Origin of the sequence: Psychrobacter sp. HII-4 (assembly GCF_904846595.1) — a bacterium.
Classification (GTDB): domain Bacteria; phylum Pseudomonadota; class Gammaproteobacteria; order Pseudomonadales; family Moraxellaceae; genus Psychrobacter; species Psychrobacter celer.
In genome coordinates this window covers 33,412-45,511 of sequence record NZ_CAJHBJ010000021.1, presented here as the reverse complement: position 1 = coordinate 45,511, position 12,100 = coordinate 33,412, and the positions used below count along the sequence as shown (strand labels likewise).

At 41.0% G+C, this 12,100-nt stretch carries 6 protein-coding genes and 2 tRNA genes; 5 read left to right on the top strand and 3 right to left on the bottom strand.

Annotation, left to right across the window (positions count from 1 at the left end):
* Nucleotides 1-218: 218 nt before the first annotated feature.
* On the bottom strand, nucleotides 219-1,874 hold the full coding sequence (locus tag JMX98_RS09995) for a cardiolipin synthase (protein WP_227680126.1): 1,656 nt from the start codon (nucleotides 1,872-1,874) through the stop codon (nucleotides 219-221).
* A 211-nt stretch (nucleotides 1,875-2,085) separates the two neighbouring features.
* Between JMX98_RS09995 and JMX98_RS09990 the strand changes: the two genes are divergently transcribed.
* Together JMX98_RS09990 and JMX98_RS09985 are read left to right on the top strand one after the other, a co-directional pair.
* A tRNA-Val gene (locus JMX98_RS09990) sits at nucleotides 2,086-2,161 on the top strand.
* 50 nt (nucleotides 2,162-2,211) lie between these two features.
* A tRNA-Asp gene (locus JMX98_RS09985) sits at nucleotides 2,212-2,288 on the top strand.
* Nucleotides 2,289-2,580: 292 nt separating this feature from the next.
* Here the strand turns inward: JMX98_RS09985 and JMX98_RS09980 are convergent.
* Together JMX98_RS09980 and JMX98_RS09975 are read right to left on the bottom strand one after the other, a co-directional pair.
* Complete coding sequence (locus tag JMX98_RS09980; protein ID WP_201586284.1) at nucleotides 2,581-3,888, bottom strand: 5-methylcytosine restriction system specificity protein McrC; 1,308 nt, start codon at nucleotides 3,886-3,888, stop codon at nucleotides 2,581-2,583.
* On the bottom strand, nucleotides 3,881-5,827 hold the full coding sequence (locus tag JMX98_RS09975; RefSeq protein ID WP_201586283.1) for an McrB family protein: 1,947 nt from the start codon (nucleotides 5,825-5,827) through the stop codon (nucleotides 3,881-3,883). Before JMX98_RS09975 ends, JMX98_RS09980 begins: the two co-directional genes overlap by 8 nt.
* Before the next feature lie 212 nt (nucleotides 5,828-6,039).
* Here JMX98_RS09975 and JMX98_RS09970 point away from each other — a divergent pair, with 212 nt between their 5' ends.
* The 3 genes from JMX98_RS09970 to JMX98_RS09960 all read left to right on the top strand — a co-directional run bounded on the left by JMX98_RS09970 (nucleotide 6,040) and on the right by JMX98_RS09960 (nucleotide 12,081).
* The gene (locus JMX98_RS09970; RefSeq protein WP_201586282.1) at nucleotides 6,040-8,874 is read left to right on the top strand and encodes a DEAD/DEAH box helicase family protein; all 2,835 of its coding nucleotides are present in this window, start codon (nucleotides 6,040-6,042) and stop codon (nucleotides 8,872-8,874) included.
* Nucleotides 8,871-10,487, top strand: a complete 1,617-nt coding sequence (locus JMX98_RS09965; RefSeq protein ID WP_201586281.1) for a restriction endonuclease subunit S — start codon at nucleotides 8,871-8,873, stop codon at nucleotides 10,485-10,487. Before JMX98_RS09970 ends, JMX98_RS09965 begins: the two co-directional genes overlap by 4 nt.
* Nucleotides 10,488-10,554: 67 nt before the next feature.
* On the top strand, nucleotides 10,555-12,081 hold the full coding sequence (locus JMX98_RS09960; RefSeq protein ID WP_201586280.1) for a class I SAM-dependent DNA methyltransferase: 1,527 nt from the start codon (nucleotides 10,555-10,557) through the stop codon (nucleotides 12,079-12,081).
* Nucleotides 12,082-12,100 lie beyond the last annotated feature (19 nt).

Sequence of the window (12,100 nt, the reverse complement as noted above, 5' to 3'; positions counted from 1 at the left end):
ATGCTAAAATTGCCCCATACTGCGTTACAAATCTCGCTAAGGCATCTGCATTATCGTCGCTTTGTGCCTTGTCTGGAACAATTTTAGCGATCAGCAGTGCCTATTTGCGAATGTTCAACACGCCCTAGTCAAAAATCGGTAACACAGCGCATTTATCGACCAGCTCACTTACTAAGCGGCAGCGAGCGCCTGCTTACCTTATCCTAAAACACCACAGGCTACAATAACGGACTAAACAGACGCACCACGTTATCAAACAGTCGCTCCGCACCATGCCGCTGCTGCCACGCCTCAAGACTCACATAGCGACAGCTTTGTAAATACACCTCTTGACAGTCTGCCACCTGTGCGACCATCTCTGGCGTATAAATCGCCAAGCTGACCTCCATGTTTAAATAAAAGCTGCGCATATCAATATTTACCGTCCCAAAGAGACAATAGTCATCATCGACGACCACCGTTTTGGTATGCAACAGCCCGCCTGTAAACAAAGCTATGTTGACCCCCGCCTCTAGCAGCTCTTGATAATACGCTTGTGAGGCGTGCTGCACCAAAAACGAATCGACCTTTTCCGGTACAATCAGCGTCACCTCGACCCCGCGCTTTGCGGCGATGGTCAGCGCTCCTGATAGCGCCTCATCAGGCACAAAGTACGGCGTGGTAATGCGAATACGTTTATTGGCGCGATGAATGACCGTCACCAAAGTGTTATAAATCACATGCGCTGTGACTTGCGGTGCTGAGGGTATGAGCTGCGCCAACACGCCTTTTACGATTGGTTTTTTGGGTATCACAATCGACGTCGAGCCAATATCTGGCTGCTCGTGATAATCAATGTGATCGCTCAATACTTTTACGCGACTGTTTAAGTCGTTGATGGTCGGATCCATCACATAGAGCTTTCGCGTATAGTTATTGACTCGCTGATTGAGCGCATCTAGGTTTTCGTTGTTTTCGGCGCCGATATCGGTCGCCACCACTTTTGCCATCGCCGTCGCGATACTAATCGGTTGCTGACTGGTCGCCCGAATCGCCACATCAATCCATTGACCGACGTTTTTGTTTTGTTTAAAAAACCTTGGGTCCACCAGATTAAAGCTACCGATATAGCCAATATACTCATCAATCACCACAATCTTGCGATGATTGCGCAAATCAGAGCGCTTAAAGAGCGTCTTAAATAAGCCCACAGGAAGCGACTGATGGACAAACACCCCCGCCCGCTCAAGCGTACGATGCGCGCTACTATTAAAAAAGCTAAAACTGCCCACACTATCGGCCAACAGATGACACTCTACCCCGCGCCGCGCCGCCGCAGCCAGCGCCTCTATCAGCTCTAGTACCTGCCCCTTTGGATAGACAATATAAAACTCCATCAAAACAGTCCGCTGAGCGGCATTGATATCATCGATTAAGCTGTTAAAGATCGCGCTCGGCTCTGTCAACAGCTGCATATTGTGACCTGGAAACACGCCAAACCCTGTCCAGCGCGTTCCTATCTGACTGACACCGCGATAGTTGGGCGGTAGCAGCTCTTGACCTTGATCAAACACCAAATGCTCACGCCGTGCCATATCATTCATCAATAGACTGGCTTGATCCACCCGCTCACGATAACGGCGGCCAATCATCGGCTCACCCAACAAAATATAGGCGATAAAACCAAACACCGGCAATGTATAAAGAACCGCAACCCAAGCGATAGACACGCCGATATTACGCTGCACAGATACGATACGCAGCGTCATTACTATCATCAGCACAATATGCAATACCAGACCCAACCCGGCAAAATCGCCCCAAGACCAAGTCGTAAAGTACTGTTCAATAGTAAAAGTATCTATGCTCGCCTCCAACCATTCAGATAAAATCAATGACCTTTATAAAACATTCAGTAGTATAGTCGCTTTTAATCTTCAAACAACAGATAACTATCATAAGTGTTTTACAGAAAACACTGTTGTTTTTTTAGATTTTATGACAATAAATCAACTGCTTAAAAATATATTTTCGATTATTTGCTAAAATAATCGAAATATCGTTTGACAGCCATATCTAAATCTATATAATACACACCCACAGAGCGGGTGATTAGCTCAGTTGGTAGAGCGTCTGCCTTACACGCAGAATGTCGGCGGTTCGAATCCGTCATCACCCACCACTTTTTAGCAAGTGGACCTTTTATAAAGGCAAGATGCTAAAACGACCTAAGCAGCGGTAGTTCAGTTGGTTAGAATACCGGCCTGTCACGCCGGGGGTCGCGGGTTCGAGTCCCGTCCGCTGCGCCACTTTTAAAACTTAGTTTTAATACAAAAGTTTCAACCTCAAGCATTAGATTGTTTGGGGTTTTTTTGTGTCTGAAATTCCGCTTAAAACCTTTATCCGTAAGGGTTGGTTATTCTGTCTTTATTAACTCCTAAGAAGCAATCTACTCTTTAATAATGTATTCTCTATAAGTCTGCGTGCATGTACTTTACCTTTTGAAAATCGGTGACCAAGTACTCAGTGACCAAACGGTGACCATTTTGTGACCAAGATTGTGAAAAGTTGGTTGTGGTAAACGATCCCGTTTGACAGAGTTTATTCAACTGTTTGATTTTTGAGAACAGGAACAGAGATTGGCACCTTATAGAACTTAGTAAAGCCTTCAATCGATTTACCAGCGGTTAAACTGTTTGGTAGCTTATCGCCCTCATCTTGATCAGTGTAGATAACGACACAACTGACAACACTTGATGACTGCTCCTCTACCGTATGATAGCCTAGCTTATCTAATATACCCACGTCTCTTGCATAACCGCTTATCTGTCTAATATCTTCAATGATATAGCTTAAATTCTTGTCTTGTTGATAAGTAGGTCTGTATTTCGCATCTATAATAAGTGGTTGCATGTCATCTATCAGCAAATAGTCTGGATTCCCGTAGCTACCTTTCGCTTGAAAAAGTATCTTATCCCCATATTTATCTTTAAGAAGTCCCAAGATGTATAATTCGAAGAGCTTTGACATATCAATCCAGAACGGCGGTACTGATATCTTTTCGACGGTATGATGGTTGACTTCAATGACATGATAACCAAAGCGCTTAAGAATGATCTTAGAGAGCTTTAGCGCTTCCTGATACTCTTTATAAAAAGAGTTACGCTTGACTGCTTTAAGCTCATGTAAATTGACTTCATCACTGATATTTTCAAAAGCAGGTGTGCAATAGTCGATTAAACACTTCATTGGTCCAAGGTATTCGGGGTATTGAGATAAATAACGTCTAACAAAGCTTAGCGTATGCTTTAAAACTCTATTCTCAATGCTATCAAAGCCAAACTCTTCATAACTACAAAAGGTATTCGTAACTCTATTTCGAACTATGTTTTTTTTGATATTTTGAGCAGTTAAGACTTTACCTTTAATTCTGCTATTAAGATTACGCTCGACTTTATAATAGGATTGCTTTAAGCCTTTCTTTACCAAGGTTTTTAGAGTTTGAAGAAACTGCATGACCAGTAGTGGCGTTAATAAGTCCATCTGCTGATCAATTTCGATAAAAGGTTCATTTAGCTTAATGTGGTATAGGTCTTTGGTATTCTTAGCAATGTCACCGTGCGTAAGACATGATTGAAGCATACCTAGATAGTCAACTTCTTGCAGCCCTTTGTTAATTTTCGGTGCGACATAGATGGCTTGTTGGTTCTTTACAAGCCAGTCTGCACCAATAAAGTATGACATTTTGAGCGAAAGGCTTTCTCTACCATAAACAACTTGAACGCAACTCTCATTTTTTATATTGTCTTGAAAAAATATATCTGAAACCTCTACACCTTCACAATCAAAGTCTATCTGATTGTGTTCGCGTATAGTTTCTAAGTGGTTTGATCTTATTAGCTTAGACATTTAGGTTTTCGACTACCTCTCTAGCACTATCTAATAAAATACCGTCTTTTATGTACTCATGAAGAATGGGCTTGATCTCATACTTAAGCTTTTGTTTAAGCTCAACATCGAATTCATCTTCAGTCATTTTCTCATCAGATGGGATGAAGTAACTATGACCTATTTGAACATCATTAGCGTCAAAATCCGATGATAAGTAAGAACTACTATCAAACAGCTCTGATACTCGTTCAAAGAGCGTTCTAGCTTTTTCAAACATAATTACTTCTTTCGATGGCAGTACATCATAAAATGCAAAGCGCCTACGAATAGCATAGTCAATATGACCGACTGAGCGATCAGCTGTATTCATAGTGCCGATGATATATAGATTTCTCGGTAAGGTAATATTTCGTCCAACATTTTGCGATTTCATATCTTCAGCGTCTTTGTCTAACAGCTCGTACATTGATTCAACAGGTTTGCCACGGTATTCAAGTGTATAAATTAATTCACCCAATACAGAAGGTAGGTTAGCGCGATTAATCTCGTCAATTATAAGAACGTATTTACTATTAGGGTTTTCAAGAGCTTCTTTTGCAAACTCAGCAAGAATCTTATTCTCAACCTTATAACTTATAACTCCTTCGTGACTACTAGCAACGATACCCCTTACAAAGTCTTCATAGGTATAGGCAGGATGGAATTGAATGACTTTATATTTTCCACGAGTCATAACTTCATCAGTCTCTGATAAATTCTCGCCCTCTTTTAAATTGAAGTTATTCCAAATCAGACCTGCAAACTCATTAACTGTTATGTCTTTGTTAAATTTCTCTTTTTTATCATGATAAATGGAATATAATTTCTGATTTTTTTCGATCAAGCTCATTTTTCGGTTATATACGCCAAATAGCTTTAGTGCGTTGTTTAATGAGTTTTCACTATTTATAGGAAAATATCTGTCAGGATAGTAGCTATTTAGCACTTTTAGCGTAAAGCTTTTGCCCAATAATGCTATTGATGCCTCTAAGTCAGTTTCTTGAACTAGTTTGAACAGATGATCTGCAATAATTCCCATTGCTGTTTCTGCATCTACGTCGTCACCAACCTTTTTGTTAATAACGTAATCTTCTTTATCCTTACTCCAGTATATTGGATAATTGTTAGAGCTACCTGGAGAGAAGCGTCCTAATTCATGTAACTTGACTTCAAGCCACCAACAAAAAGAGTCATTCTCGCCCGTCCCAATCGCAAACTCATTTAACGTCATACCTTTTAATGAATCAGCAGGAAAAGTATTTTGAAATTCTGTGAGTAGCTTTTTGTATAAAGTGCGATGTGATTGAATATCGTTAGCTGAGGAATCAAAATTTTGTATTAGTCTATCTAAGATATCTTGTGGCTTACCTTTTTGTTCTGTATGCGTTAAATCTTCGGCAACCAGTTTAGCCAGTCTTGTTTTACCGGTGCCTGGTGGACCTTGTAATATGACTTGATGCTTATATTTCAGGAGTTTAGACACTTCGTTTATCTGACTTTCACTCATAACTTTCTCATACCATTTTTTAATTGAGTCATTAGTTCGTACACTATCATTAAAAGCCATATTACATCTTGTTAGAGCTGCTGTCGGAGCTATATAATAACCATACTCTTCACTATACCAATCTAATATTTCAACTTTTCGTCTTCGTTGAAACCAAGCTAAATCCCGATCAATATTCTCCTCAAACTCACAGTCGCCGACGACTTTAGTTAAAGCTATTATTGTACCTCCTCTTTTTATAGCAACAACATCTCCAATTTTCATTTGTTTAGCAAATTTGCGTTCTTGTATCTTATCCTCGTCTGGGTCTTCCCAAATCCCAATCCCAATCAACTTGGTTTTTTTTAAGATATCTTTTTCCTGTCCTAAGCTAGAGTTATCAGGGTGCAACTGCATATGCCAAAAATTCATTCTATCACCTTATTTTTATCGAATAGTTAAACGTTTTTGCCTATTTACGGGTTTAATGGCTAAAATATTTGTTTACAAAACAATATTTGGCATAGTATCACTAACTCTTAGCGTTGAATAATACTTATTCCAACACTTGTTGGTCTTAGCTTTATCAACATTTTTCAGCTATATTAGACTATTTAAATTCAACATTAAGATTGAACGTGAATATGACAACAAATCAGCGTCCAGAAGACATCGCCCGAGACAATATTGATCGCCAACTTAAACAAGCTGGCTGGTTGGTACAGAAACTCAAGGACTATAATCCTAATGCCGGTCTAGGGGTTGCGGTTAGGGAGTATCCAACTAGCACGGGCCCTGCTGATTATGTGCTATTCATAGATAGAGAAGCTGTCGGTATCATTGAGGCAAAAGCTGAAGACTATGGGCAGAAGATAACGACGGTTGAAGAACAAAGCGCGCGCTATGCCACTAGCGACTTTAAGCATATTGATGAAGCAGATATTGCTTTTCTGTATGAGTCTACTGGTGTTATTACTCGCTTTACCAATCAAAATGATCCCAATCCGCGCTCACGAGAAGTCTTCAACTTTCATCGCCCAAAGACGCTAGAAAAATGGTTTGCCGAGGGCAAGAATACCTTACGTAAGAAACTAAAATCTATTCCTCCGTTAAATCCAGACAACTTACCAGCGTCAGAGCTTGACCTACGTGATTGTCAAGAGCGTGCTATTGTCAATATAGAAAAGTCACTTGCTGAGGCTCGCCCGCGTGCATTGATTCAGATGGCGACAGGTGCGGGTAAAACTTATACCGCTATCAGTATTATGTACCGTTTGCTCAAATATACTGGTAAGCGCCGTATTTTGTTTTTAGTAGATACTATCAACTTAGGTGAGCAAGCTGAACAAGAGATGATCGTATTCTCGCCTCATGATGACAATCGTAAGTTTACAGAACTGTATAACGCGCAAATCATTACCTCGCCGCATGTCCCGTCAGGTGTTCAAGTTTATATCTGCACCATTCAGCGCATGTACTCTATCCTCAAAGGTGAGCCGCTAGACCAAGCATTGGAGCAAGAAGGTCTAGAGGAGTACGAGAAACATATCAAAGAGCCATTGCCTGTAGTTTACAATAGCGCCATTCCTCCTGAGTTTTTTGACTTTATATTTATCGATGAGTGTCATCGCTCTATCTATAACCTGTGGCGCCAAGTACTCGATTACTATGATTCGTTTTTGATTGGTCTGACAGCAACTCCTGATAGTCGTACCTTTGGCTTTTTTAACCAAAACGTCGTTAGTGAATATACCCACGAAGAAGCAGTCGCTGATGGGGTCAATGTAGGCAATGAAGTTTACTTGATAGAGACCAAAATCACTAAGGAAGGCGCAAAACTGACGGCTAAAGAGCTGATAGAACACAGAGAAAAAGTCACTCGTAAAAAACGCTGGCAGGCACAAGACAGCGATGAAGCGTACTCTTCTAAGCAGCTAGATAAAGATATTGTCAATCCCAGCCAAATTCGTACAGTTATAAAAAGCTTCAGAGACAGCTTACCTACCATCTTTCCTGCACGTAACGAAGTGCCTAAAACGCTAATCTTTGCCAAAACTGATAGTCACGCTGACGATATCATCAATATTGTCCGAGAGGAGTTCGGTAAAGGCAACGATTTTTGCAAAAAAATTACTTATAAAGCAGGTCAAGATAGAGTCGATGATGAAGGTGAAATCACTGAAGAAGGTGAAGCGGCCAAAACCGTACTGGCTAACTTCCGTAATAGCTATAATCCTCGTATTGCAGTCACGGTGACCATGATAGCCACAGGTACAGATGTAAAACCGCTTGAATGTCTGCTCTTTATGCGTGACGTCAAAAGTCGTAATTTCTTCGAGCAAATGAAAGGCCGTGGCACACGTACCCTCGATAAAGAAGGTCTCCAAAAGGTCACCCCTAGTGCTAGGAGTGCTAAAACGCATTACGTCATCGTCGATGCTATCGGGGTCACTAAATCGCTTAAAACCAGTAGTAGTCAATTAGATACCAAGAAATCGGTCAGCTTTCGTGATCTCGCTACGGGTATCATGATGGGTCAATCCGACACCGATACGGTAAGCTCATTTGCCAGCCGCCTAAAACGTCTTGATATCGCTTTGGAGCCTGAGCAACACGCTACGGTAGAAAAAGCCACTGGTGGAGTATCGTTAAGTGAGTTGGTTAAACGCTTATTCACGGCTATCGATGTCGATCTCGTGCATGAGTCCGCTTGCCAGCTTGAAGGCATCAGTATTGACGAGACGCCTAGTGATAAGGCTGTGAAGAAGGCGCAGCATAAACGGGTGAAAGAAGCCAGTAGATGGCTCAATGGTGAGTTAATTACAGAGCTTGAAGAAATCAGACGAGAAAGTGAGCAGAAGATTGATCACCTGAACATCGATGAAGTAACTAATATAGGTTGGGAAACTGACCAAGTCGAAAAAGCTGAGAGCCTTGTCAACCGATTTACTGATTATATAGAAGCCAATAAAGACAATATTACGGCGCTACAAATCTTGTATAATCAGCCGCATCGTCGTCAGGCACTCAGCTTTGCGATGATAAAAGAGCTATATGAAGCGATTAAAGCAAGCAAGCCACCCTTAGCCATATTCAGTGTTTGGGAAGCGTACTCCATCATCGATGGTGTGACCTCTCAAAAGGTGGAAGACGAATTAACGGCGCTGGTCAGTTTGGTGCGCCGTGTGGTCGGTATCGATGATAAGCTAACGCCTTTTGATAATACGGTACGTAAAAACTTCCAAGACTGGGTGTTTGCCCACAACGCAAGAAGTAAGTCTGCCTTTTCCGATACACAGATGGAGTGGTTACGTATGATTCGTGACCATGTGACGACCTCTTTTGCGATAACTTCTGATGACTTTGAGCTAACACCGTTTAATCAATATGGCGGTCTAGGCGAAGCTTATGAGGTGCTTAGTGAAGGCTTGGACTTTGACGAATTACTAAATGAAATAAATATTGAGTTGATTGCATGATAAATGAAGTAGAGTTACCGACTGGTTGGGCGCAAGTAGAATTAAACGATATTTGCCATATCGAAATGGGACAATCACCTAGTAGTCAATTTTATAATAATAACAATGAAGGTTATCCATTGGTTGGTGGTGCAAGTGATTTTGGCTCTCAAACGCCTGAGTCTAAAAAGCATACAACGGATTATAAGAAGTTGAGTTCTGAAGGAGATATCTTAATCTGTATTAGGGCTACTATAGGTGATTTGAACTGGAGTGATAAAACCTACTGTTTAGGTAGAGGTGTGGCTGGTTTAAAGGCATTTCAGAATATTGTACCTAAATATATATGGTATAGCTTGATTAATGCGATGCCGTATTTTAACGCTAATACTACAGGAACCACGTTTCCACAAGTATCGAGTATTACACTCAAAAAAACACCATTATTACTCCCACCACTTAACGAACAAAACCGCATTGTCGATAAAATTGAAACGCTGTTTTCAGAGGTCGATGCAGGTATTGCAAATCTTACTTTAGCCAAACGGCAACTCGAGCAATATCGTCAGTCGCTACTTAAGCATGCTTTTGAAGGCAAGCTGACGGCTAAATGGCGAGAAGATTATGCCGAGAAGCATGGCAAACCCTTGCCTAGTGCTGATGAGTTGCTAAAGCAGATTCAAGCCGCTCGTCAAAATTACTACGATCAGCAAATGGCGGATTGGGAGCAAGCGGTTGAAGCTTGGGAAGAGGAAGATAAGGAAGGAAAAAAACCTAGAAAACCAAATGCTTTAAAAAAACTTGAATCAATAGCTGATTTAAATGAAATAAATCTACCTAAACTACCTTCATCTTGGTTATGGGAGCGTTTGGGATTAATGACATTAAGTGTCGAATATGGCACCTCTACTAAATCTGAAAAACAAGGTCTAGTCCCTGTACTTAGAATGGGTAATATGCAAAACGGTATTATTGATTGGGATGACTTAGTCTTTACAAGCGATACTGATGAAATTGAAAAATATGCCTTAAAAAAGGGTGATGTCTTATTTAATAGAACCAATAGCCCAGAATTGGTCGGTAAGACTTCTATTATATTAAGTGACACTAAGGCAATCTTCGCTGGGTATTTAATACGTGTAAATCAGCTAGATTCTATTGTTTATAGTAAATACCTTAACTACTTTCTTGGCTCACATATAGCGAAGCAGTATGGAAATTTTGTAAAAACTGATGGAGTGAATCAATCAAATATTAACGGGCAAAAACTGATGAATTACCCCTTCCCATACTGTTCACTTGATGAGCAAGTATTGATTGTAGCTGAGTTAGATAAAAAAATTGGGACAGCTGATAAGTTCAAAGAGGAAATTGAAAGTACAATTAAAAAGCTGGTCAATCTCAAAACCTCAATCCTACATAAAGCCTTTCAAGGTAAGCTTGTACCACAAGATCCTAATGATCCGCCAGCCAGCGAATTACTAGCGCAAATCAAAGCCGAGCGCGAAGCCAAAGCACTGGCTGAAAAGCAGGCAAAACAAGATAAGGCTACGTCAAAAAGCAAAGAGAAGATAAAGTCTGCTAAAACATCAAAGAAATCTAAAAAAGATGAGCAGATAACCTTACCGCTTTGAGTCTTTATGCAAAAACCATTTATTTATAATTTATCAATACCAGATAGCATCCATACGAGAGAAAGCCATGAGCGACACAGCAACCCCAAATATTTTATCAAGCAATCAACAAAGTAACCAAGCCAGCTCTATCGTCTCCAAAGTCTGGAGCTTTTGTAATACCCTACGTGATGATGGCGTCAGCTATGGCGACTATCTAGAACAAATTACTTATCTTATCTTCTTAAAGATGGCTCATGAATATAGCCTACCGCCATATAATAGAGATATTGGCGTTCCCAAAGGCTTTGAGTGGGACAGTTTAACCAGTAAGTCAGGCGCAGCACTTGAGTTGCACTATATCCAGTTACTAAGAGAGCTTGGTAAGCAAAAAGGCTTACTGGGGCAAATCTTTACCAAAGCACTGAATAAGATTCAAGATCCCGCTAAGCTTGGTCGTCTCATTGACATGATAGACAGCACTAAATGGGTACGCTTAGGTACGGATGTCAAAGGCGATATCTACGAAGGTATCTTGGAGAAAAATGCTGAGGATACTAAGTCTGGTGCGGGTCAATACTTTACCCCAAGGCCTCTGATTCAAGCTATCGTTGCCTGTATGGAACCTAGTCCTGATATTACTATTGCCGACCCAGCAGCGGGCACAGGTGGCTTTTTGCTTGCGGCTTACGACTATATAGAGCAGCATCATAAGCTTGACGTCGAGGAAAAAGAAAAGCTAAAGCATAATACCTTCTCAGGTAATGAAATCGTCGCCAATACTCGCAGACTGTGCTTAATGAATTTATTCTTGCATGGTATCGGGGAGATTGATGGTGATAGCCCTATCAGCTCAGATGATGCTTTGATTGGATCAGCAGGTAAAAGTGTCGATATGGTACTTGCCAACCCACCTTTTGGTAAAAAAAGCAGCATCACCGTCACCAATGATGAAGGCGAGCAAGAAAAAGAAGACTTTGTCTATAATCGCCAAGACTTTTGGGCGACGACCTCTAATAAACAGGTTAACTTCCTCCAGCATATTTACACCATGCTCAAGATTAATGGGAAAGCTGGCGTTGTTTTACCTGATAACGTCTTGTTCGAAGGTGGTGCTGGCGAGATTGTGCGTAAGAAACTACTAGAAGTAACTAACCTGCATACGATTTTGCGTCTGCCAACAGGCATCTTTTACGCCAATGGCGTTAAAGCAAACGTCTTATTCTTTGACAACCATCCTGCTCAAGAAGACGCCGTTACCAAAGATGTATGGATATACGATTACCGTACCAACGTTCATCACACCCTTAAACGCAAACCGATGACGCTTGAGCATTTGCAAGATTTCATTACTTGTTATAACGCTGATAATATCCATGAGCGTGTTGAAACCTATGACCCTGAAACCAATCCTACTGGCCGCTGGCGCAAATACAGTATCGAGGACATTAAGAAGCGTGATAAAACTAGCCTAGATATTTCATGGTTAAAAGACGACTCACTAACAGACCTAGATAACCTACCTGACCCTGAAGATCTAGCGAGTGACATTATCGATAATATAGAAGCTGGGCTGGCAAGCTTCCGTGCTGTATTGGATGAGCTTGAGGGTTAGTTGTTTTAATTTGCAGTTT